This is a genomic window from Pseudomonas sp. HMWF021 (assembly GCF_003061005.1).
Classification (GTDB): Bacteria; Pseudomonadota; Gammaproteobacteria; order Pseudomonadales; family Pseudomonadaceae; genus Aquipseudomonas.
In genome coordinates this window covers 37,370-58,839 of record NZ_QAIK01000063.1, presented here as the reverse complement: position 1 = coordinate 58,839, position 21,470 = coordinate 37,370, and the positions used below count along the sequence as shown (strand labels likewise).

Here is a 21,470-nt window from a genome sequence, read left to right as displayed (position 1 = left end):
GCAAGCTCGCTCCCACAGGTTTTTGTGTCGAACACACAATCATGTTCCGCCGCAGAACCCTGTGGGAGCGGGCTTGCCCGCGAAGGGGCCGCTAAAGTCCCTGAATAACCTTCAGGCTGTCGCTTCAACCGTACCAATGAAATTCGCCAGCTCCGCCGTCTGCGGATGGGCAAACAACACCTTCGGATCCCCCACCTCATGCACCTTGCCATGGTGCATGAACACCAGTTTGTCGCCGACTTCCCGGGCAAAGCGCATTTCGTGGGTGACCATGATCAGCGTCATGCCTTCTTTTGCCAGTTGGCGCACCACGGCGAGCACTTCATTGACCAGTTCCGGGTCCAGCGCCGAGGTGATCTCGTCGCACAGCAGCACTTTCGGCGACATTGCCAGTGCCCGGGCAATCGCCACGCGTTGTTGCTGCCCACCGGACAAACGATCCGGGAAGGCGTCGAACTTTTCCCCCAGCCCGACGCGCTCGAGCATCTTGCGCGCCAGTTCGGCCGCCTTGGCCTTCGGTACTTTCTGCACCACTTGTGGGGCGAGCATCACGTTTTCGCCGACGGTCAGGTGCGGGAACAGGTTGAACTGCTGGAACACCATGCCGACTTTCTGCCGCAGGCTGCGCAAATCGGCGCGGGCGGCGTCGAGGTATTCGCCGTCGACTTCGATTACCCCATCGTTGATCGACTCCAGGCCGTTGAGGGTGCGCAGCAGGGTCGATTTGCCCGAGCCGCTGCGGCCGATGATCGCCACCACCTGGCCTTCCTCGACGCTCAGGTCGATGCCTTTGAGCACGTGGTGGTCGCCGTAGTATTTATGCAGGGCGGAAATTCTAAGCAGAGGCATGCAGTCTCCTTTCCAGATAGCGCGCACTGAGCGACAAGGGGTAGCAGAGCAGGAAGTAGCCGAGGGCGACGAGGCCGTAGACCATGAAAGGTTCGAACGTGGCGTTGGCGAGCATGCCGCCGGTCTTGGTCAGTTCGGTGAAACCGATGATCGAGGTCACCGCCGTGCCTTTGACCACTTGCACCGAGAAACCCACGGTCGGTGCCACCGCGATGCGCAGCGCCTGCGGCAGGATCACGTAGCGCAACTGCTCCAGTGGATTCAGCGCCAGGCTCGACGAGGCTTCCCACTGGCCATTGGGGATCGCTTCGACGCAACCGCGCCAGATCTCCGCCAGATAGGCGCTGGTGAACAGGGTCAGAGCAATCGCCGCGGCCATCCAAGGTGAGATCTCGATCCCGGCCAGCGCCACGCCGAAGAACACCAGAAACAGCTGCATCAGCAACGGTGTGCCCTGGAACAATTCGATCCAGGTGCGGGCGATATTGCTCGGCAACCGGTTTTTCGAGATGCGCATGACCAGAATCAGCAACCCGACGATCCCGCCACCAATGAACGCCACCAGCGACAGCGCCAGCGTCCACTGCAAGCCGGTGAGGAGGTTGCGCAGGATGTCCCAGAAGGTGAAGTCGCTCATCGGCTGCTCCTCGCGATATAGCGGCGGCCGACCCAGTTCAGCAACTGACGGATCAGCAGCGCCATGCACAGGTAAATCAGCGTGGTCAGCGCATAGGTTTCAAAAGCGCGGAAGTTGCGCGACTGAATGAAGTTGGCAGCGAAGCTCAGCTCTTCGGTGGCGATCTGCGAACACACCGCCGAGCCGAGCATGACGATGATGATCTGGCTGCTCAGGGCCGGCCAGACCTTGCCCAGCGCCGGCAGCAGGATCACGTGGCGGAACGCTTCGAAACGGCTCATCGCCAGTGCGGCGGCGGCTTCCAGTTGGCCGCGCGGGATCGCCTGGATGCCGGCGCGGATTATTTCGGTCGAATACGCGCCGAGGTTGATCACCATCGCCAGCACCGCCGCCTGCCATTCGGAAATCTGCACCCCGAGCGACGGCAGGCCGAAGAAGATGAAGAACAGCTGCACCAGAAACGGCGTGTTGCGGATCAACTCGACGTAGACGCCGAAGAGTGCCGAGAACGGGCGGATGTTCCACGCCCGCACCAGCGCGCCGACGATGCCCACGCCAACCCCGAGCAGCGCACCAATGGCCGTCAGTTCGAGGGTGAACAGGGCGCCGCGCAGCAACAGATCGGTGTTTTGCAGCACCGGCATGAAATCGAATTGATAAGCCATCGATTGTCTCCCGCTCGCACGATCAGAGATCGGCCGGCAGCGGCTCCTTGAGCCAGGTCTGCGAGTTTTTCTCCAGCGCGCCGTCAGCCTTGGCGGTGGCGAGGATCTCGTTGACCTTGCCCAGCAGCGCCGGCTCGTTCTTGTTGACGCCGACGTAGACTGGCGAATCCTTGAGCTTCACTTTCAGCGCCGGCACGCGTTTCGGGTTCTTCTCGCTGATCGCCACCATCACCACGTTGCCGCTGGCAATCAGGTCGACCTGGCCGGCGAGGTAGGCAGCAATGGTCGAGTTGTTGTCTTCGAAACGTTTGATGGTCACGCCTTCGGGGGCGACCTTGGTCAGCTCGATGTCTTCGATGGCGCCACGGGTGACGCTGATGGTCTTGCCCTTGAGGTCGTCGAGCGTCGTGATTGCGGCATCAGGCGGGCCGAACACCGCGAGGTAGAACGGCGCGTAGGCGTGGGAGAAGTCGATGACTTTCTCGCGCTCCGGGTTCTTCCCGAGGCTGGAAATCACCAGATCGACCTTGCCGGTGGTGAGGAACGGGATGCGGTTGGTGCTGTTGACCGGGGTCAGTTCGAGTTTGACCTTGAGCTGCTCGGCCAGCAGTTTTGCCGTGTCGATGTCCAGGCCGCGGGGTTTCATGTCCGGGCCGACCGAGCCGAACGGCGGGAAGTCCTGGGGCACGGCGACTTTCAGCGTGCCGCGTTTGACCACGTCGTCCAGACCGTCGGCGTGGGCGGGGGCCTGGCTCAGCAGCAGGCTGGCAAACAGGGCGGCGAGGAGGGCGCTGTAACGCTGGATCATGGACAATCTCCGGATCGGCGGGAAGTGATTTCTGCGATCGGACAGAGCATGCGTCGTGCCAAGACGTGGCTTTCGCCGTGGCGGGCCGCGGTTTCCGCGGGTTTGTTCGGTCTTACTGGTCTGAACAGTCAGGTTGTTTTTCGCACTGCGATAGCGCATCGGCCTCGCGCACCGAACCCCACTGGGGCACGACTTGCCGGACTCGGCGAATAGCTTTACAACTAGCCGCACCTTGGCCTGACGCGTCTGAAAAACCATGAATTCGATCTCCCGCGCCGTACCTGAAGTGGCGCTGCAAGCGATCCGCAAACTGATCACCGAGCAAGGTTTCGGCGCGGGCGATGCGTTGCCCTCGCAGCGGGATCTGGCGCTGCAACTGGGGGTCAGCCGGGCGTCTTTGCGTGAGGCGTTGTCGTCGCTCAGTGCGCTGGGCGTGGTCAGCATCCAGCCGGGCAAGGGCGTGTTCGTGCAGGCGCCGGTGGAACTTGCCCACGGTGAAAATGCACCGGGCTGGCCGTTTGCGGCGCAGGCTTCGCCGCTGGACATCTTTCAGTTGCGCTATGCGCTGGAGGGGTTTGCGGCCGGGCTGGCGGCGGTGACCCTGAGCACGTTCGACCTGGATGCGCTGGAGGACAACGTCGCGGCGATGCGCGAGCAGTTGAAGGCCGGCGATTTCGAGGCGGCGGCGAAACTCGACTTCGAATTTCACCGGCGCATTCTGCTGGCCAGCGGCAATCAGGCGATGCTGAGCATCCTCACCGCCAGCGCCGAGATTTTTCTGGAGAGCCAGAAACTACCGTTCATCCGTGCCGAACGGGCGATGGAAACCTGGCAGGAGCACCGCAAGATCCTCCGCGCACTGGCCCGCCGGGCATCCGCCGCCGCCCAGAAAGCCATGCAGGAGCACGTGCGCAACGCGGCATTGCGCACCGGGATCGCTTTCATCGCCCCCGCCACCGCGTGACTTGAGCTATACCCAGACTCATGGGCCGCCATAGCAAGACTCAATCAACTGCGGCTTCCTGAACAAGGGAAGGGCGGATATGATGGGCCACGTTTTTTTGCTTACAACCTGGAGAATTCCATGAGCAGCGATCTGATCAAACACGTTAGCGACGCCAGCTTCGAAGCCGACGTACTCAAGGCCGAAGGCGCTGTACTGGTCGACTACTGGGCTGAATGGTGCGGCCCTTGCAAAATGATCGCTCCGGTTCTGGACGAGATTGCCGAGACTTACAAAGGCAAGCTGACCGTTGCCAAACTGAACATCGACGAAAACCAGGAAACTCCGGCCAAGCACGGCGTGCGTGGTATTCCGACCCTGATGCTGTTCAAGAACGGCAACGTTGAAGCGACCAAAGTCGGCGCCCTGTCGAAGTCGCAACTGGCTGCTTTCCTCGACGCCAACATCTAAGCGTCGCAGTAAATCGCCGAAAAAAAGCCTCGCAATTTGCGGGGCTTTTTGCGTATTCAGGGCTAGACGCTCCGAAACTCAGGTGGTACATTCGGCCCCGCACTGGTTTCTCCACTGCCCCCTGCTAGCCGTCGCCGACGCACTCCTTTTCGAACAAGTTCGCGATCCTGTCGCCTTCTCCGCGGCGCGGCCTCATTAAGCCAAAAGCTTAATTTCCCCCCTCCATAAATGATTACGTCATTCCTATATGAATCTGACTGAACTCAAGCAAAAGCCGATTACCGAACTGCTCGAATTGGCCGAACAGATGGGCATAGAAAATATGGCCCGTTCGCGCAAGCAGGACGTGATTTTCTCCCTGCTGAAAAAGCACGCGAAAAGCGGCGAGGAAATCTCCGGTGATGGCGTGCTGGAGATTCTCCAGGACGGCTTCGGCTTCCTGCGCTCCGCTGACGCTTCCTACCTCGCCGGCCCGGACGATATCTACGTCTCGCCGAGCCAGATCCGTCGTTTCAACTTGCGCACCGGTGACACCATCGTTGGCAAGATCCGCCCTCCAAAGGAAGGCGAGCGTTACTTCGCTCTGCTCAAGGTCGACACGATCAACTTCGATCGTCCGGAGAACGCGAAAAACAAGATTCTCTTCGAGAACCTGACCCCGCTGTTCCCGACCGTGCGCATGAAGATGGAAGCCGGTAACGGTTCCACCGAAGACCTGACCGGTCGTGTGATCGACCTGTGCGCCCCGATCGGCAAAGGCCAGCGTGGTCTGATCGTTGCACCGCCGAAAGCCGGCAAGACGATCATGCTGCAGAACATCGCCGCGAACATCGCCCGTAACAACCCTGAAGTTCACCTGATCGTGCTGTTGATCGACGAACGTCCGGAAGAAGTAACCGAAATGCAGCGCACCGTGCGCGGCGAGGTGGTTGCCTCGACCTTCGACGAGCCGCCGACCCGTCACGTGCAGGTTGCCGAAATGGTGATCGAGAAGGCCAAGCGCCTGGTCGAACACAAGAAGGACGTGGTGATCCTGCTCGACTCCATCACCCGTCTGGCCCGTGCCTACAACACCGTGATCCCGAGCTCCGGCAAGGTGCTGACCGGTGGTGTTGACGCCCACGCCCTGGAGAAACCGAAGCGTTTCTTCGGCGCTGCGCGCAACATCGAAGAAGGCGGCTCGCTGACCATTATCGCCACCGCGCTGGTTGAAACCGGCTCGAAGATGGACGAAGTGATCTACGAAGAGTTCAAGGGTACCGGCAACATGGAACTGCCTCTGGATCGCAAGATCGCCGAGAAGCGTGTGTTCCCGGCCATCAACATCAACCGTTCCGGCACTCGCCGCGAAGAGTTGCTGACCGCCGACGACGAACTGCAGCGCATGTGGATCCTGCGCAAGCTGCTGCACCCGATGGACGAAGTGGCTGCCATCGAGTTCCTGGTCGACAAGCTGAAAACGACCAAGACCAACGATGAGTTCTTCCTGTCGATGAAGCGCAAGTAACATCGCCGGTTGAACCGATAAAAAAGGGCGCCCCTTTGGGGGGCGCCTTTTTTTTGCATGAAATTTGTCCCGATAATGGGAGATTCCTGATCTGGTAAGGTCTGTGATCGGGCGATACAACAGGCAGCGCTCGCGAAACTCCTTGATTCGGACTGGCGCTGTTCAAAAAACAACCACCTGATTGGCATTAAAGATTTTATGAGCACACTCGCTTATCGAAGGGATATCGACGGCTTGCGGGCAGTCGCGGTGATCGCCGTGGTGCTGTTCCACTTCGGCGTTCCGGGGTTTACCGGCGGTTTTGTAGGCGTGGACGTGTTCTTCGTGATTTCCGGCTACCTCATCACCTCGATTATCTGGAACCAGCGTCAGGCAGGGCGTTTCAGTTTCGTCGAGTTCTGGGCGCGGCGTGCGCGGCGGATTCTGCCGGCGCTGTTCGCGATGATCATGGCGGTGCTGGCGGTGGGCTGGTTCCTGCTGGCACCCAAGGATTACGAAGAGCTGGGGCGCTCGGTGCGCTATCAGGTGACGTTCGTCTCGAACATTCTGTTCATGCGTCAGGACGGTTACTTCGACGTTGCCTCTGACCTGAAACCGTTGTTGCACACTTGGTCGCTGGCGGTGGAGGAGCAGTTCTACATCTTCTTCCCGCTGCTGCTGACGTTGCTTTCGAGTCGACTGAAACACTGGCGGCTGGCGCTGTTCGGCGTGCTGCTGGTGTCGTTCGGTCTGAGTGTGTGGGCGATCCAGCATCATCCGGAAAAGGCTTTCTTCCTGCTGCCGATGCGCGCCTGGGAGTTGCTCGCCGGGGCGATGCTGGCGGTTGCGCCGAAACACGCCTGGCGCTTGAAGCCGATGGCTGCCCAAGCGTTGAGTCTGCTCGGCATGGGTTTGATTCTGCTGGCGGTGTTCGCCTATGACAAGTCGACGCCGTTCCCCGGGGCGACCGCGTTGTTGCCGGTGCTGGGCGTGGTGCTGCTGATTCTGGCCAACGGTCACCGCGAAACGTTGATTGGTCAATTGTTGAGCAGTCGGGTGATGGTCGGTCTCGGGCTGATTTCTTATTCCTGGTATCTGTGGCACTGGCCGGTATTCGTATTCTCCAGCTACGCCAGCGTCGATGAGCCGGGCGTGCTCGACACGGCCGGGTTGATTCTGCTGACTCTAGTACTGGGTTATCTGTCGTGGAAGTTCGTTGAAACCCCGTTCCGTGAACGACGCTTGCTCGCCGGTCGTCGGCAGATTCTGCTGGCCGGTTTCTGCGGGATTCTGCTGCTCGGTCTGGCCGGGCAATCGCTACGCTGGACCGATGGCCTGCCATGGCGCTTGTCCGAGCAGGCGCTGCAATACGCCAAGGGCCGCGAATGGCGGCCGGAGCTGATGGCGTGTCTGGCGGACGACAAGACCCCCGACGACAAGCTGTTCTGCCATTACGGCGTGACGGATCTGCCGACCCGCGCGCTGGTCTGGGGCGACAGCCATGCCACGGCGCTGATCCCGGTGTTCGATGACGGTGCCAAAGCCCACGGCGTCAGCGTGATTCTGGCCAGTTCTCCCGGTTGCATTCCGGTTGATGGACTGGAGCATGACGGGGTTTGTGCGCGCTTCAACAAGCGGGTCGAGCAAGGGCTGAAAACCCAGGCGATCAGCGATGTGGTGCTGGTCGCACGCTGGAGCCTGTACCTGTACGGCGACGCCAAGGGTGATCTCGGGCATGTCTTGAGAACGCCGGACGGTCGTTACGATCGCGCCGAGGCCGAGCAGCGTTTTGCCGAAGGCCTGCGCACTCGCGTGGCGCAATTGCGTGCGGCCGGGCATCGCGTATGGCTGGTAAAAGAGGCACCGTTGCAGGCGTTCAGCCCGCCGTATCGGCTGACGCGGCTGGCGATGCTTGATCGCCCGGTGGATGACGTCGGTCTGGATGTCGAGGCGCACCACAAGCGTCAGGTGTTCATCAGCCAGTTGTTCACGCAACTGGCGCAGAATGATCCGGCAGTGCGCGTGGTCGATCCGGCGCCGCGACTGTGTGATGAAAACGGCCTGTGTCACGCCGAACTCGGTGGGTATTCGCTGTACACCGATGACAATCACTTGTCCGAGGTGGGTGCGCGTTTCGTCGCGCCGATCCTTGAGCCGCTGTTTATCGGCCTGCAAGCCCGGGAAAACCTTGGCAAAGCGCAGACGAATGCAGCCAAGTAAGCAGCGACAGGCTGCCACAGGGCTGCATAGCAGGTAGGATGTACGCCTATTTTGAGGGTGCCATCGTCAATGAAATTCAAGGATCTTCGGGATTTCGTGCAGCAGCTTGAGCAGCGCGGAGAGTTGAAACGCATCCAGATTCCCGTCTCGCCGGTGCTGGAAATGACCGAGGTGTGCGACCGCACGCTGCGGGCCAAGGGCCCGGCGCTGCTGTTCGAGAAGCCGACCGGCTACGACATTCCGGTGCTCGGCAACCTGTTCGGCACCCCTGAGCGGGTGGCGATGGGCATGGGCGCCGAGTCGGTCAGCGAACTGCGCGAGATCGGCAAGCTGCTGGCCTTCCTCAAGGAGCCGGAGCCGCCGAAGGGCGTGAAGGACGCGTGGTCGAAACTGCCGATTTTCCGCAAGATCATCTCGATGGCGCCCAAAGTCGTCAAAGACGCGGTGTGCCAGGAAGTGGTCATCGAAGGCGACGACGTCGACCTGGCGATGCTGCCGGTGCAGACCTGCTGGCCCGGCGACGTCGGCCCGCTGATCACTTGGGGCCTGACCGTCACCAAAGGCCCGAACAAGGACCGTCAGAACCTCGGTATCTACCGTCAGCAAGTGATCGGCCGCAACAAGGTGATCATGCGCTGGCTCAGCCACCGTGGCGGCGCGCTGGACTTCCGTGAGTGGTGCGAGAAGCATCCGGGCCAGCCGTTCCCGGTCTCCGTGGCGCTGGGCGCTGACCCTGCGACCATCCTCGGTGCCGTGACGCCGGTGCCGGACAGCCTTTCCGAATACGCTTTCGCCGGTCTGCTGCGCGGTAACCGCACCGAACTGGTCAAGTGCCGTGGCAACGACCTGCAAGTGCCGGCCACCGCCGAGATCATCCTCGAAGGCGTGATCCATCCGGGCGAGATGGCCGACGAAGGCCCGTACGGCGACCACACCGGTTACTACAACGAAGTCGACAGCTTCCCGGTGTTCACTGTCGAACGCATCACCCACCGGATCAAGCCGATCTATCACAGCACCTACACCGGCCGGCCGCCGGATGAACCGGCAATTCTCGGTGTGGCGCTGAACGAAGTGTTCGTGCCGATCCTGCAGAAGCAGTTCCCGGAGATCACCGACTTCTACTTGCCGCCCGAAGGCTGCTCGTACCGCATGGCCGTGGTGACGATGAAGAAGTCGTACCCGGGGCATGCCAAGCGCGTGATGCTCGGTGTCTGGTCGTTTTTGCGACAGTTCATGTACACCAAGTTCGTTATCGTCACTGACGACGATATCAACGCCCGGGACTGGAACGATGTGATCTGGGCCATTACCACGCGCATGGACCCCAAGCGCGATACGGTGATGATCGACAACACGCCGATCGACTACCTCGACTTCGCCTCGCCGGTCTCCGGCCTGGGCTCGAAAATGGGCCTGGATGCCACCCACAAATGGCCGGGCGAAACCACTCGCGAGTGGGGCCGCGTGATCGTCAAGGACGACGCCGTTACTCAACGGATCGATGCCATCTGGAATCAGTTAGGAATAGATTGATGCGTGTAACCCTGCAGCCCTCCGGAGCGGTGCTTGAGATACGGCCCGGCGAGCGGATTCTCGATGGTGCGCGGCGCCTGGGCTACGAATGCCCGCAAAGCTGCCGCAACGGCAATTGCCACGTGTGTGCGGCGCTGCTGGTGGAAGGCCGGGTCGAGCAGGCCGGCAAGGTGCATGACCACGGCGAGTTCTACACTTGCATAGCCGAGCCGCTGGAAGACTGCGTCCTGTTGTGGGATGGCGTGCTCGCGCTGGGAGAACTGCCGGTGCGCAGCCTGTCGTGTCAGGTCATCGAATGCCGGGATGTCGGCGGCGACACCTGGCGCGTGCGCCTGCGTGCACCGGCCGGCAAGCCGCCGCGTTATCACGCCGGGCAGTACCTGATGATCGAGCGCGAGAACGGCGAGAAATCGGCATTCTCCATGGCCTCGGCGCCGCACGGCGGACGCGATCTGGAAATCCACGTACTGGCCCGCGAGGCCAGTGCGCTGAGCCTGATCGAGCAACTGCAACGCAACCCGTTGGTGCGCGTCGAACTGCCGTTCGGCGACACGCACCTTGCCGAACTGCCTGACGGTCCGCTGGTGCTGATCGCCGCTGGAACCGGCATGGGCCAGATCCACAGCCTGATCGAACACTGCCGCGCCAACGGTTTCAAACACCCGGTGCATCTGTACTGGGGCGTGCGCCGTCCGGAAGATTTCTACGACATCGAGCATTGGGACGAATGGCTGAAGCTGCCCAACCTGTTCCTGCACAAAGTGGTCAGCGACCAGTGCGGCTGGGAAGGGCGCTGCGGGATGTTGCACCAGGCCGTGTGCGAAGACTTCCCGGATCTGAAGTCCCTGCATGTCTACGCCAGCGGCTCGCCGGCGATGGTCTACGGCACGCTGGATGCGCTGGTGGAAGCCGGCATGGATGCGCACCAGATGCGCGCCGATGTATTTGCGTATGCGCCTCGGCCTTGAGCCGCGCCTGAAACCAGGCCTTAGAAACGCACGCCGCTAGTCACCATTGCTGCGTTGGCGCCGAGAAACACCAGCTCGGCGGCCAACGGGCCATAGTGAGTACCGATGGACGGAATGATCACCGGCGCAACGCCGTAGCGGTTCAACGGGATCTTGTCCTTGTAATCACCGCGATAACCCTGCAACAGCCCACCGGTGACTTTCAGATACACCGGATACTCGCTGCTGTCATAGCGCTTGCCGACATAGGCATAGTTCGAACGCTGACGAAACGAATTGCGGAAAGTTGCCCCGCCAAATACCCAGCCGGAAGCCTGATTACGTTCGATACCGATCAGGTCCTGATGATTATTGTGCTCGGGGTCGGGCGAATAATGCCGGGTGTAGACGCTGGTCTGGGCATACCAGAAGCCTTTGTCCTGTGCATCGTCCTCGGCCAATGCATGGCCGGCCTGAGTCATCAGCAATGCGGCCAGAAGTGTCGGGATTTTCATTGTGCAGCCTCGGTTAAACGGGATGGCTTGTGCCAGAGGAAGGCCGTTATACGTAGGCGTTCAGCGACGGAGAAGAAAGAAAGTCCGATATTTTAGTAGGAAGTTTCCCGTGCCTTCATGAACGAAACCTGAACAAGCGAAGGCTTATGCATATTTCATTCGGGTATTTAAGATATTTCTGCAATGGTATTAGGCTATATAAAACCGCATGGCCGGGGCTGATAATCCCCAATTAAAGCTATCGGGCAGGTCATACATCCTTTAGCACTTTTCGTTTTACAGTTACTGCTATATGTTCTATCAAGCGAATTGTGCTTACATCTTGTAATACTTGCGGGGCCGAACACTTCCGTCATGACAGCCATTGAATCTGCTTTTGTGAATCTGGCTTATCCTCCGCGGCTCGATCTGGGGCCGCAGCTGACCCACGAACAACTTCTCGTCTCGATGCAATCGACCATGGCGCGTCACAAGGGCGGGCCGGTGTGGCTGTTCGCCTACGGGTCGCTGATCTGGCGCCCGGAATGTACGGCGGTGGAGCGTATGCGTGGACGAGTCCATGGCTACCACCGAGGCTTGTACCTGTGGTCGCATGAGCATCGCGGTACGCCGGAAATGCCCGGCCTGGTGTTCGGTCTGGATCGTGGCGGTTCGTGCAGCGGCTTCGCCTATCGGCTGCCGGAAGAGAATCTCGACAGTGCGTTGTACGCGCTGTGGAAACGCGAGATGCCGTTTCCGTCCTATCGCCCGCACTGGCTCAACTGCCGGCTCGAAGATGGCAGTCAGGTTCAGGCGCTAGGGTTTGTTCTGGAGCGACACCTGCCCAGCTACGCCGGCAACCTGCCGGATCATGTGCTGAGCCAGGTGTTCGAAAGCGCTTGCGGGCGTTACGGCACCACTCGCGATTATGTCGAGCAGACCGCCCACGCCCTGCGCAGCCACGCCATGCCGGATCGGAATCTGGAGGCGCGGCTCAAGCGCTGTCAGTCAAAAGCCGATCAGGCGACGGCTTCACGGCTCTGACTGGCGACTTGTTTGTGCCATAGCGTCGGGGCCAGGAAGGCCATCGACAGCAGACAAGCGCCCACCAGCAGCACGAAACCACCGTCCCAGCCGAAGTGGTCAACGGTGTAGCCCATGGCGGCACTGGCCGCGACCGAACCACCCAGATAGCCGAACAGACCGGTGAAGCCCGCAGCCGTACCGGCGGCTTTCTTCGGTGCCAGTTCCAGTGCCTGCAGGCCGATCAGCATCACCGGGCCGTAGATCAGGAAGCCGATCGAGAACAGCGCGATCATGTCCACGGTCGGGTTGCCGGCCGGGTTCAGCCAGTAAACCAGGGTTGCCACGGTCACCAGCGCCATGAACACCATGCCGGTCAGGCCACGGTTGCCACGGAAGATCTTGTCCGACATCCAGCCGCACAGCAGCGTGCCCGGAATGCCCGCCCATTCGTAGAAGAAGTAGGCCCACGAAGTCTTGTCGACGTCGAAGTGCTTGGCTTCTTTCAGGTAGGTCGGCGCCCAGACCAGTACGCCGTAGCGCAGCAGGTAGACGAAGACGTTGGCCATGGCGATGTACCAGAGCATTTTGTTGCGCAGAACGTATTTGACGAAGATTTCCTTGGCGCTGAATTCGTCTTCGTGGCTGGCGTCGTAGCCTTCCGGGTAATCGTTCTTGTACTTCTCGATGGGCGGCAGGCCGACCGATTGCGGAGTATCGCGCATGGTGATGAAGGCAAACACTGCCACGCCCAGCGCTACCGCTGCCGGTACGTAGAACGCTGCGTGCCAGTCATTGAACAGGCCCATGCCGATCAGGAACAGCGGGCCGATCAGACCGCCGCCGACGTTATGCGCCACGTTCCACACCGATACCACGCCGCCACGTTCCTTCTGCGACCACCAGTGCACCATGGTGCGACCGCTCGGCGGCCAGCCCATGCCCTGGGCCCAGCCGTTGATGAACAGCAGGATGAACATCATGGTCACGCTGGACGTCGCCCACGGCGCGAAACCGAAAATGAACATCACCCCGGCCGACACCAGTAGGCCGAACGGCAGGAAGTAACGCGGGTTGGAACGGTCGGAGACCAGGCCCATCAAGAACTTCGACAGGCCGTAAGCAATGGCGATGGCCGACATCGCCAGACCCAGATCGCCACGGCTGTAGCCTTCGTCGATCAGGTACGGCATGGCCAGGGAGAAGTTCTTGCGCAGCAGGTAGTAACCCGCGTAGCCAAAGAAGATACCGGCGAAGATCTGCCAGCGCAGACGTCGGTAGGTACTGTCGATTTTTTCTTCAGGCAATGGAGCCTGATGTGCGGCAGGACGAAAGAAAGCAAACATTCAAGAGCTCCAGATTTCTTGTTTTGACTGCGGATGCGAATGTTACAGTTTCGTTACCGAAAATAGCACCGGTTCGCATCGGCAAAACAGCGGAAAATGTTGGAAGTCGCGCGTTCTTTTACGAACCTGTCGCTCAGCTGTAAGAACGGGGCGTTTTCACCACTTATGAACATGGGGTGACTTAGACTCGCGGCCCGTTCAGCCGATTGATCAGTCGAGAGAAGAAATGCCACTGAAGGTTCGCATGTTGGTGCCGAGGTTTCTGGTGGCGACGGGGCTCGCCGTGGTGATGCTGACATTGATCTTCACCGATCATCCGGCCCATTCCGGCCTGCGTAACACCACGGTGCTGATCATCCGTCATGCGGAAAAACCGGACGCGGGTTCGCTGCTCAATGCTCGCGGCGAACAGCGCGCCGTCGCCTACGTCGACTATTTCAATCCGCTGAAGCTCGACGGCCAGACGTTCACCCCCCAGCGCCTGATCGCCGCCGGCGATACTCCGGAGAGCTCACGCTCGCGGCTGACGCTGACCCCGTTGGCCGAGCGCCTGAACCTGCCGATCGAGCAGCCCTACGTCAATGGCGATCTGCATCATCTGGTCAAACTGTTGCGCAAGAGCAATCAGGCGCAAACAGTGCTGATCGCCTGGCACCACGGCCATATCAACAAACTGATCAAAGCTTTTGGCGGCGACGCCACTGCGCTGATGGGGGAGGAAAAATGGCCGGATGATGTCTTCGACTGGGTGATCGTCCTGCGCTTCGATGATAACGGACGGCTGATGCCGTCTCGCAGCCTGAAAGTGCAGGAGCATCTGTTGCCGGGCGACGCGGCGCCATCGCCCGGCGGCTGAAACACGCTACGGTTTCAGCGCACCTGCACCACCACCTTGCCCACCGCCTTGCGTTGCCCCAGATCATTGATCGCCTGCGCCGCGTCGCTCAGTGGGTACACCTGCGACACCAGCGGCTTCAACTTGCCCTCGGCGAACCAGCCGAACAGTTGCTGGAAGTTCGCCGCGTTGTCCTGTGGCTGGCGCTGGGCAAAAGAACCCCAGAACACGCCGAGCACGGCTGCACCTTTGAGCAGGGCGAGGTTGACCGGCAGCTCGGGGATGCGTCCGCTGGCGAAGCCGACCACCAGCAAGCGGCCGTTCCAGGCGATGGCGCGGATGGCCTGATCGAACAGGTCGCCACCGACCGGGTCGTAGATCACGTCGGCGCCCTGGCCGTCGGTGAGGCGTTTGATCTCGTCCTTGAGACTGGTTTCGCTGTAGTTGATCAACTCGTCGGCGCCGGCAGCCTTGGCCACGGCGAGTTTTTCCGCGCTGCTGGCGGCGGCGATGACCCGGGCGCCCATGGCTTTGCCGATTTCCACCGCCGCCAGGCCGACACCGCCGGAAGCGCCGAGCACCAGCAAGGTCTCGCCCGGTTGCAGGTTGGCCCGTTGTTTAAGGGCGTGCATCGAAGTGCCGTAGGTCATGCTGAACGCGGCGGCGGTGTTGAAGTCCATCGACGGCGGGATCGGCAGTACGTTGTAGCCCGGCACCGCGACCTGTTCGGCGAAGCTGCCCCAGCCGGTCAGGGCCATGACCCGGTCGCCGACCTTCAGGTGGCTGACCTTTTCGCCGACAGCGCTGACCACGCCGGCCGCTTCGCCCCCTGGGGAGAACGGGAAGGGCGGCTTGAACTGGTATTTGCCCTCGATGATCAGCGTGTCCGGAAAGTTGACCCCGGCGGCGTGCACCTCCAGGAGGATTTCGTTCTTCTTTGCCACAGGGCTGGCGACGTCTTCCAGCACCAGCGATTCGGCAGGGCCGAAGGCTTTGCACAGCACGGCTTTCATCAGGGCTATTCCTTTGGGAGTGATGGCCGATAAGTGTAGGTGTGTCAGTCAACGGGTCAACGAGCATGCCCGGCCCTGATAGTCAGCCATAAGCTTGTGCTTGCGCGGCGGGTCGTTATGCTAGGCCGCAAACCGGATAAGGAGCGAATTGTGAAAGCGTGGATCATGTTGTTGCTGGCCCTGTCTCTGCCTGTGGCAGCGCTGGCCGAAGAAGCCAAAGAAGGCGAGGCGCCGAAGGTCAACTACATCACCCTGAGCCCGCCGTTCGTGGGCAACTACGGGCTGGACGGCACGCCCAAGCTGAAGGTCTACAAGGCGGATGTGGCGCTGCGTGTGACCGGCGACGAGGCGACCAAACTGGTCAAGGCCAATGAGCCGCTGATCCGCAACCAACTGGTGGCACTGTTCACTCAGCAGACGACTGAAGCGATGGGCAGCATCGAAGGTAAAGAGAAGCTGCGTCAGGAAGCCCTGAAGCAGACCCAGCAAGTGATGAATGACGAGACCGGCAAGCCGGTGGTTGAGGATCTGTTGTTCAACAACCTGATCATTCAATAAGTCTTTTTTTGTCCGGGCCGGCCCCATCGCTGACAAGCCAGCTCCCACAGGTTTTTCGGGTGGTCACAAAATATGTGTTCACTGAAAATCCCTGTGGGAGCTGGCTTGCCAGCGATCGCATGTTGGCAAGCGCCAAATGATTCAGGGTTTTAACGCGATCACCGCCGCCCACTGCTCCGCCGTCACCGGCATCACCGACAGCCGCGAGCCCTTCTGCACCAATGGCATCTCGGCAAGCGCGGTCTGCTGCTTCAGATAATCCAGCTTCAATACCCGCGCAAACGTCTCGACATGTTCGACATCAATTGCACTCCAGGCGTTTTTCTCCGGCGTGGCCTTCGGATCGAAGTAATGGCTCTCCGGTTCCAGTGCGGTGGGATCCGGGTACGCCGCCTGAATAATCTTGCCGATGCCGGCAATCCCCGGCTCGGGGCAGCTGGAATGGTAGAAAAAGAACTCGTCCCCGACCGACATCGCCCGCAGGAAATTGCGCGCCTGATAGTTGCGAACCCCGTCCCAGCGCGCTGTGCCGAGTTTCTCCAGACCATTGATCGAGAGTTCATCGGGCTCGGATTTCATCAGCCAATAGGCCATGTTTTTTGCTCCTCAAGCGGTCATTGGGCAGGTTGTCGGGCAATTTTATGACAAACCGACGGTCGGTTGACGCCAGCATTTGCGCCGAGGTTCACGTTGTCGCAAAATGCCGGCCTTTAAAGCTTGACGCTGCTGCACGGCTACGAACGGAAACCGCTGCTGTCATCGTGATGATGTGCCTTGAGGGGGGCAATCGATGAAACGCAAACCGGATTTGCTTTGGACTTTGGTTATTTTGTTCGGCCTTGGCGTCGTGACCACCGGTTATGCGCAAAGTCTGTGGACGAGCAAGACCGATGCTCCGATTGAAGTTGCGCAACAGGTCCAACAGTCGACTGCGTTCAAGCGCTGAAATAGTCTTCCCCGACGCCGCTGATCTGCGCGGCGTCTATCCTGCGAAATACCACGCCTTGTCGGTGACCGTGCCTTGCAACGGTACATCCCAGCTTGCCTGTGCCAGGCGTTCGACCTTCTGACATTCATGCGCCAGACCCAGCAATGTCGGCTTGCGCCAGCGCTTGCGCCGGGCCAGGTAGGCCAGACTGCGGTCGTAGAAACCGCCGCCCATTCCCAGGCGTCCGCCCACATCGTCAAAACCCACCAGTGGCAACAGCACCAGATCCAGGGTCCAGATCTTGCGCTGACGAGCCAGATTGGCCCGCGGTTCGAGAATGCGGAAGCGATTGGGCTTGAGCTTGTCGCCAGGGCGAATGCGCTGAAACACCATTTTGGTTCGCGGCCAGGCGCTGAGCACCGGCAGATACGTGGCTTTGCCCCGGCGCTGGGCTTCACGCAGCAGCAGGCGCGGGTCGATTTCGCCATCGGTGGGCAGATACAGGGAAATGTGTTTCGCCCGGCGGAAATGCGGGTCTTGTGCCAGTTGGCGGAACAGGCCTTTGGCGGCCTGCCGTTGTTCACCGGGAGTCAGTGAGCGGCGCGCCTTGCGCAGCAGGCGGCGGAGTTGCGGGCGGGGCAGCAGCGCAGGTTCGGTCATGGTTCGGCTTCGGCAGGTGAGGGCGAAAACGCACGCATAAAAAATCCGATGCCGGCAAAAACCGGCATCGGATTCGAATCAGGCTCCCCGGATGAACCGCTGTCAACTTAGCCCTTGAACCCGAAAGTTCAAGGTGGAGGATGCAGTAGACTTTAAGGCTTTCCGTCTGGCGGACATGCACACCAGCCCAACGTGCAACCTCCAGGGTAGTGCAAATCGGCTCAGGGACATCGTCAACTGGCAAGCACCCCAGGGAGTGCCGCGAGTATACCTCAAGCGGCCTGGCGAATCAGCCCTTGCTGATGTCCGGATCGTCGGCCAGCACCAGATCGACACGATCGAGCAAGTCGCGCACCTGTTCACGGGTCGAGCCGCTGGCCTGGATGTCCGGGCGCTCCTCTTTGTGCAAGAGGTCGTGGGTGATGTTCAGCGCGGCCATCACCGCAATGCGATCGGCACCGATGACTTTGCCGCTGCTGCGGATCTCGCGCATCTTGCCGTCCAGATAACGTGCGGCACTGACCAGATTGCTGCGTTCTTCCTGCGGGCAGATGATCGAATATTCTTTATCGAGGATCTGCACGGTAACGCTATTGCTTGAACTCATGAGTCTTGCTCCAGGGCCTTGAGGCGCGAAATCATCGATTCGACCTTACGCCGGGCGATTTCGTTTTTTTCAATGAGGTGCGCGCGTTCCTCGCGCCAGGTCTTTTCCTGAGCTTGTAAGAGTGCATTTTGACTCTTTAGTTGCTCGACTCGGCTAATCAGCTTTTCGAGTCTGGCCATCAGCGCTTGCAGGTCGGTGTCTTCCATTGTGTCCACTGAATAGGTGTCTGATGGAGGTAACAGGCGGACAGCCTTTAATAGTCTTGGCGAGTCTGTCGATGTAGGATACAAGGCCTTCATTCTAGACATAGCGCCGTCTGGCGCCTAGCTGCCCATGACCATTGCGAATTCCCCGTACCAAGCCTTTGCCACCCTGCTGACCACCAGCGGCCACAACGTCTCGCCTGCCGAACTGCATGGCCTGCTGCTCGGCCGCAGCTGCGCCGGCGCCGGCTTCGATAACGAAGGCTGGCTGATCGACGCCGCCGAACTGCTCGAAGGCGATATCCAGGACAACGTCCGTAACGCCCTGATCGGCCTGCAAGAAATGGTCAAGGGTGAGTTGACCGGTAGCGACGTCACCGTCGTTCTGCTGCTGCCGACCGACGACGCACCTCTGGCCGACCGCGCCGCCGCACTGGGCCAGTGGTGCCAGGGCTTCCTCAGCGGTTTCGGCCTGAACTGCCGCGACAGCAGCATGCTCAGTACCGAAGCCACCGAAGTGCTGCAGGATCTGGCGGCGATTTCCCAGGTGCAAGACGCTCTGGAAGAGTCCGAAGACGGCGAAACCGACTACATGGAAGTCATGGAGTACCTGCGCGTCGCGCCGCTGCTGCTGTTCTCGGAAACCAGGAAAGCCGACGTGCCGCCAGCCGCCAAGCCGTCGCTGCATTAATCGCGTGCCAGGGAAAGCCATCTGCCCATGACCCATATCCCCAAAGCGGAATACAGCCGTCGCCGCAAGGCCCTGATGGCGCAGATGGAACCCAACAGCATTGCGATCCTGCCCGCCGCTGCGGTGGCGATCCGCAACCGCGACGTCGAGCATGTCTACCGTCAGGACAGCGACTTCCAGTACCTCAGCGGTTTCCCCGAGCCACAAGCCGTCATCGTCCTGATGCCCGGCCGCGAGCATGGCGAGTACGTGCTGTTCTGCCGCGAGCGCAACGCCGAACGCGAGTTGTGGGACGGCCTGCGTGCAGGGCAGGAAGGCGCGATCCGTGAGTACGGCGCTGACGACGCCTTCCCGATTACCGACATCGACGACATCCTGCCGGGCCTGATCGAGGGCCGCGACCGGGTGTATTCGGCGATGGGCAGCAACCCGGAGTTCGACCGCCACCTGATGGACTGGATCAACGTGATCCGCTCCAAGGCGCACCTCGGCGCCCAGCCGCCGAACGAATTCGTTGCCCTGGATCACCTGCTGCACGACATGCGCCTGTATAAATCGGCGGCAGAAGTGAAGGTGATGCGCGAAGCCGCGCGGATTTCCGCTCAGGCGCATATTCGGGCGATGCAGGCCAGCCGCCCGGGACTATATGAATACAGCCTCGAAGCCGAACTCGATTACGAATTCCGCAAGGGCGGGGCGAAGATGCCGGCTTACGGTTCGATCGTCGCCGCCGGGCGCAACAGCTGCATCCTGCATTACCAGCAGAATGACGCACTGCTCAGGGACGGCGATCTGGTGTTGATCGACGCCGGTTGCGAGATCGACTGCTACGCCAGCGACATCACTCGCACCTGGCCGGTCAACGGCAAGTTCTCGCCGGAGCAAAAAGCGATTTACGAGCTGGTGCTGGCCTCGCAGGAAGCCGCATTCGCTGAAATCGCCCCGAATAAAAACTGGAATCAGGCGCACGAAGCGACAGTGCGGGTGATCACCGCAGGCCTGGTCAAACTCGGAATCCTGCAAGGCGAGGTCGATGAGTTGATCGCGACCGAAGCCTATAAAGCGTTTTACATGCACCGTGCCGGCCACTGGCTGGGCATGGATGTACACGACGTCGGTGAATACAAGGTCGGCGGCGAATGGCGCGTGCTGGAGGTCGGCATGGCGCTGACCGTGGAGCCGGGCATCTACATCGCCCCGGACAACCAGAACGTAGCGAAGAAATGGCGCGGCATTGGCGTGCGCATCGAGGATGACGTGGTAGTGACCAAGAGCGGTTGTGAAATATTGACCAGTGGCGTACCGAAAACCGTCGCCGAGATCGAAGCGCTGATGGCGCAAGCACGGACACACGCGGCATGAGTCGAGTCAATCTGGCAATCATCGGTGGCGGTCTGGTCGGCGCCAGTCTGGCGCTGGCCTTGCAGGCCGGGGCCAAGGCCCGGGGCTGGAAAATCGTCCTGATCGAACCGTTCGCCCCCGGCGACAGCTGGCAGCCGAGCTACGACGCGCGTTCGTCGGCGCTGTCCTTTGGTTCGCGGCAGATCTATCAACGGCTGGGCGTGTGGCAGGAAATTTCCCGCCGCGCCGAGCCGATCAAACAGATTCACGTGTCCGACCGTGGTCGCTTCTCCACCGCCCGTTTGTCGGCGATGGAAGAGGGCGTGCCGGCCTTGGGCTACGTGGTGGAAAACGCCTGGCTGGGCCAGTGCCTGTGGCAGCATCTGGATAAAGACGTGATCAGCTGGCGTTGCCCGGCGGAAGTCACGCACATGGAGCCGCTGCCTGACGGCTATCGCCTGACGCTCAACGATGAAACCACGCTCGAATGCGATCTGGCGGTGCTGGCTGATGGCGGCCGTTCCGGTCTGCGCGAGCAGTTGGGCATCAACGTGCGCAAGCGTCCGTATAACCAGAGCGCGCTGATCGCCAACATCACCCCGAGCGAAGCGCACAACGGCATGGCCTTCGAGCGCTTCACCGACGAAGGGCCGATGGCCCTGCTGCCGCTGCCGGACAACCGCTGCGCGCTGGTCTGGACCCGTCTGGGCATGGACGCGCAGCGTTTGGCCGATCTGAGCGAGCGCGATTTCCTCAGCGAATTGCAGGGTGTGTTCGGCTACCGCCTCGGCACTTTGAAACAGGTTGGCGCGCGGCATCTGTATCCGTTGTCGCTGGTGGAGGCCGAAGAGCAAGTGCGCTCGCATCTGGCCGTACTCGGTAACGCTGCACACAGCCTGCATCCGATTGCCGGGCAGGGTTTCAATCTGTCCCTGCGTGATGCTGATGCACTGGCTGCCGCACTGCTCGCCAGCGATAAACCGCTGGGTGACTTCGCCACGTTGCAGGCCTATCGCGAGCGCCAGCGTCAGGATCAGGAGCTCACCGTGGGCTTCTCCGATCAGGTCACCCGGCTGTTCGGCAGCACTCAGCCGCTGGTCTCGCTGGGGCGCAACATCGGCCTGCTCGGTCTCGATCTGCTGCCACCGGCCAAGCGCTGGTTTGCCCGTCAGGCCATGGGGCTGGGGACGCGGCCGGATGCTTGAGCGG

24 protein-coding genes and 1 other RNA gene are annotated in these 21,470 nt (G+C 60.8%); 13 read left to right on the top strand and 12 right to left on the bottom strand.

All coding sequences use genetic code 11. The features are described from left to right. Nucleotides 1-111: 111 nt before the first annotated feature. The 4 genes from DBR18_RS09405 to DBR18_RS09390 are packed head-to-tail and all read right to left on the bottom strand — an operon-like array spanning nt 112 to nt 2,959. Complete coding sequence (locus tag DBR18_RS09405; protein ID WP_103520362.1) at nt 112-849, bottom strand: amino acid ABC transporter ATP-binding protein; 738 nt, start codon at nt 847-849, stop codon at nt 112-114. After that, on the bottom strand, nt 836-1,486 hold the full coding sequence (locus DBR18_RS09400; protein ID WP_108590125.1) for an amino acid ABC transporter permease: 651 nt from the start codon (nt 1,484-1,486) through the stop codon (nt 836-838). The genes DBR18_RS09405 and DBR18_RS09400 overlap by 14 nt, the downstream gene beginning before the upstream one ends. Further along, nucleotides 1,483-2,151: an amino acid ABC transporter permease gene (locus DBR18_RS09395; RefSeq protein WP_108590124.1), complete on the bottom strand. Its 669-nt coding sequence runs from the start codon at nt 2,149-2,151 to the stop codon at nt 1,483-1,485. Before DBR18_RS09395 ends, DBR18_RS09400 begins: the two co-directional genes overlap by 4 nt. Before the next feature lie 22 nt (nt 2,152-2,173). Next, a complete protein-coding gene (locus DBR18_RS09390; protein WP_108590123.1) occupies nt 2,174-2,959 on the bottom strand; it encodes a transporter substrate-binding domain-containing protein in 786 nt (261 codons plus the stop codon). Nucleotides 2,960-3,215: 256 nt separating this feature from the next. Here DBR18_RS09390 and DBR18_RS09385 point away from each other — a divergent pair, with 256 nt between their 5' ends. The 6 genes from DBR18_RS09385 to DBR18_RS09360 all read left to right on the top strand — a co-directional run bounded on the left by DBR18_RS09385 (nt 3,216) and on the right by DBR18_RS09360 (nt 10,583). Further along, entirely contained in the window at nt 3,216-3,923 is a 708-nt protein-coding gene (locus tag DBR18_RS09385; RefSeq protein WP_108590122.1) for a FadR/GntR family transcriptional regulator, read from the top strand. A gap of 120 nt (nt 3,924-4,043) precedes the next feature. Further along, entirely contained in the window at nt 4,044-4,373 is a 330-nt protein-coding gene (gene trxA, locus DBR18_RS09380; RefSeq protein ID WP_003206727.1) for a thioredoxin TrxA, read from the top strand. 247 nt (nt 4,374-4,620) lie between these two features. Beyond that, nucleotides 4,621-5,880, top strand: a complete 1,260-nt coding sequence (gene rho / locus DBR18_RS09375; protein WP_003229334.1) for a transcription termination factor Rho — start codon at nt 4,621-4,623, stop codon at nt 5,878-5,880. A 198-nt stretch (nt 5,881-6,078) separates the two neighbouring features. Then, nucleotides 6,079-8,079, top strand: coding sequence for an acyltransferase family protein (locus tag DBR18_RS09370; protein ID WP_108590121.1), 2,001 nt, complete (start codon nt 6,079-6,081; stop codon nt 8,077-8,079). A 69-nt stretch (nt 8,080-8,148) separates the two neighbouring features. Then, complete coding sequence (gene ubiD / locus DBR18_RS09365) at nt 8,149-9,615, top strand: 4-hydroxy-3-polyprenylbenzoate decarboxylase (RefSeq protein WP_108590120.1); 1,467 nt, start codon at nt 8,149-8,151, stop codon at nt 9,613-9,615. Continuing rightward, nucleotides 9,615-10,583 carry a CDP-6-deoxy-delta-3,4-glucoseen reductase gene (locus DBR18_RS09360; RefSeq protein ID WP_108590119.1) on the top strand — a complete coding sequence of 323 codons (969 nt, stop codon included), beginning with the start codon at nt 9,615-9,617 and terminating at the stop codon, nt 10,581-10,583. Before ubiD ends, DBR18_RS09360 begins: the two co-directional genes overlap by 1 nt. 20 nt (nt 10,584-10,603) lie before the next feature. Here the strand turns inward: DBR18_RS09360 and DBR18_RS09355 are convergent, their stop codons facing one another. Continuing rightward, a complete protein-coding gene (locus DBR18_RS09355) occupies nt 10,604-11,077 on the bottom strand; it encodes a sn-glycerol-3-phosphate transporter (protein WP_108590118.1) in 474 nt (157 codons plus the stop codon). A 354-nt stretch (nt 11,078-11,431) separates the two neighbouring features. On the opposite strand from DBR18_RS09355, the gene DBR18_RS09350 reads away from it, so the two are divergent. Beyond that, nucleotides 11,432-12,100 carry a gamma-glutamylcyclotransferase gene (locus DBR18_RS09350; protein ID WP_108590117.1) on the top strand — a complete coding sequence of 223 codons (669 nt, stop codon included), beginning with the start codon at nt 11,432-11,434 and terminating at the stop codon, nt 12,098-12,100. On the opposite strand, the gene glpT is transcribed toward DBR18_RS09350, so the two are convergent. Next, nucleotides 12,076-13,425 carry a glycerol-3-phosphate transporter gene (gene glpT / locus DBR18_RS09345; protein ID WP_108590116.1) on the bottom strand — a complete coding sequence of 450 codons (1,350 nt, stop codon included), beginning with the start codon at nt 13,423-13,425 and terminating at the stop codon, nt 12,076-12,078. The genes DBR18_RS09350 and glpT overlap by 25 nt on opposite strands. Before the next feature lie 226 nt (nt 13,426-13,651). Here glpT and DBR18_RS09340 point away from each other — a divergent pair, with 226 nt between their 5' ends. Beyond that, nucleotides 13,652-14,281, top strand: a complete 630-nt coding sequence (locus DBR18_RS09340; protein WP_108590115.1) for a flagellar basal body-associated protein FliL — start codon at nt 13,652-13,654, stop codon at nt 14,279-14,281. 14 nt (nt 14,282-14,295) lie between these two features. Here DBR18_RS09340 and DBR18_RS09335 read toward each other — a convergent pair whose 3' ends face one another. Next, nucleotides 14,296-15,273: an NADPH:quinone oxidoreductase family protein gene (locus DBR18_RS09335; protein WP_108590114.1), complete on the bottom strand. Its 978-nt coding sequence runs from the start codon at nt 15,271-15,273 to the stop codon at nt 14,296-14,298. 150 nt (nt 15,274-15,423) lie between these two features. Between DBR18_RS09335 and DBR18_RS09330 the strand changes: the two genes are divergently transcribed. Further along, entirely contained in the window at nt 15,424-15,831 is a 408-nt protein-coding gene (locus tag DBR18_RS09330) for a flagellar basal body-associated protein FliL (protein ID WP_177482361.1), read from the top strand. 141 nt (nt 15,832-15,972) lie between these two features. On the opposite strand, the gene DBR18_RS09325 is transcribed toward DBR18_RS09330, so the two are convergent. Further along, nucleotides 15,973-16,425 (bottom strand): EVE domain-containing protein, encoded by a 453-nt coding sequence (locus tag DBR18_RS09325; protein ID WP_108590112.1) that lies wholly within the window; start codon nt 16,423-16,425, stop codon nt 15,973-15,975. A gap of 196 nt (nt 16,426-16,621) precedes the next feature. Here DBR18_RS09325 and DBR18_RS28380 point away from each other — a divergent pair, with 196 nt between their 5' ends. Continuing rightward, nucleotides 16,622-16,777, top strand: a complete 156-nt coding sequence (locus DBR18_RS28380) for a hypothetical protein (protein WP_086792358.1) — start codon at nt 16,622-16,624, stop codon at nt 16,775-16,777. A gap of 36 nt (nt 16,778-16,813) precedes the next feature. On the opposite strand, the gene DBR18_RS09320 is transcribed toward DBR18_RS28380, so the two are convergent. From DBR18_RS09320 to DBR18_RS09305, 4 genes are all read right to left on the bottom strand, one after another. After that, nucleotides 16,814-17,419, bottom strand: a complete 606-nt coding sequence (locus DBR18_RS09320; RefSeq protein ID WP_108590111.1) for a 5-formyltetrahydrofolate cyclo-ligase — start codon at nt 17,417-17,419, stop codon at nt 16,814-16,816. An 80-nt stretch (nt 17,420-17,499) separates the two neighbouring features. After that, a non-coding RNA gene (ssrS, locus tag DBR18_RS09315) (6S RNA) lies at nt 17,500-17,678 on the bottom strand. A 30-nt stretch (nt 17,679-17,708) separates the two neighbouring features. Beyond that, nucleotides 17,709-18,026: a cell division protein ZapA gene (locus DBR18_RS09310; protein ID WP_007967943.1), complete on the bottom strand. Its 318-nt coding sequence runs from the start codon at nt 18,024-18,026 to the stop codon at nt 17,709-17,711. Further along, a complete protein-coding gene (locus DBR18_RS09305) occupies nt 18,023-18,232 on the bottom strand; it encodes a TIGR02449 family protein (RefSeq protein WP_108590110.1) in 210 nt (69 codons plus the stop codon). Before DBR18_RS09305 ends, DBR18_RS09310 begins: the two co-directional genes overlap by 4 nt. Before the next feature lie 127 nt (nt 18,233-18,359). Between DBR18_RS09305 and DBR18_RS09300 the strand changes: the two genes are divergently transcribed. From DBR18_RS09300 to ubiH, 3 genes are read left to right on the top strand one after another with little or no spacing between them, the layout of a single operon-like run. After that, nucleotides 18,360-18,920, top strand: coding sequence for a YecA family protein (locus DBR18_RS09300; protein ID WP_108590109.1), 561 nt, complete (start codon nt 18,360-18,362; stop codon nt 18,918-18,920). 27 nt (nt 18,921-18,947) lie between these two features. Then, nucleotides 18,948-20,282, top strand: coding sequence for a Xaa-Pro aminopeptidase (pepP, locus tag DBR18_RS09295; protein WP_108590108.1), 1,335 nt, complete (start codon nt 18,948-18,950; stop codon nt 20,280-20,282). Further along, nucleotides 20,279-21,466, top strand: a complete 1,188-nt coding sequence (ubiH, locus tag DBR18_RS09290) for a 2-octaprenyl-6-methoxyphenyl hydroxylase (RefSeq protein ID WP_108590107.1) — start codon at nt 20,279-20,281, stop codon at nt 21,464-21,466. Before pepP ends, ubiH begins: the two co-directional genes overlap by 4 nt. Nucleotides 21,467-21,470 lie beyond the last annotated feature (4 nt).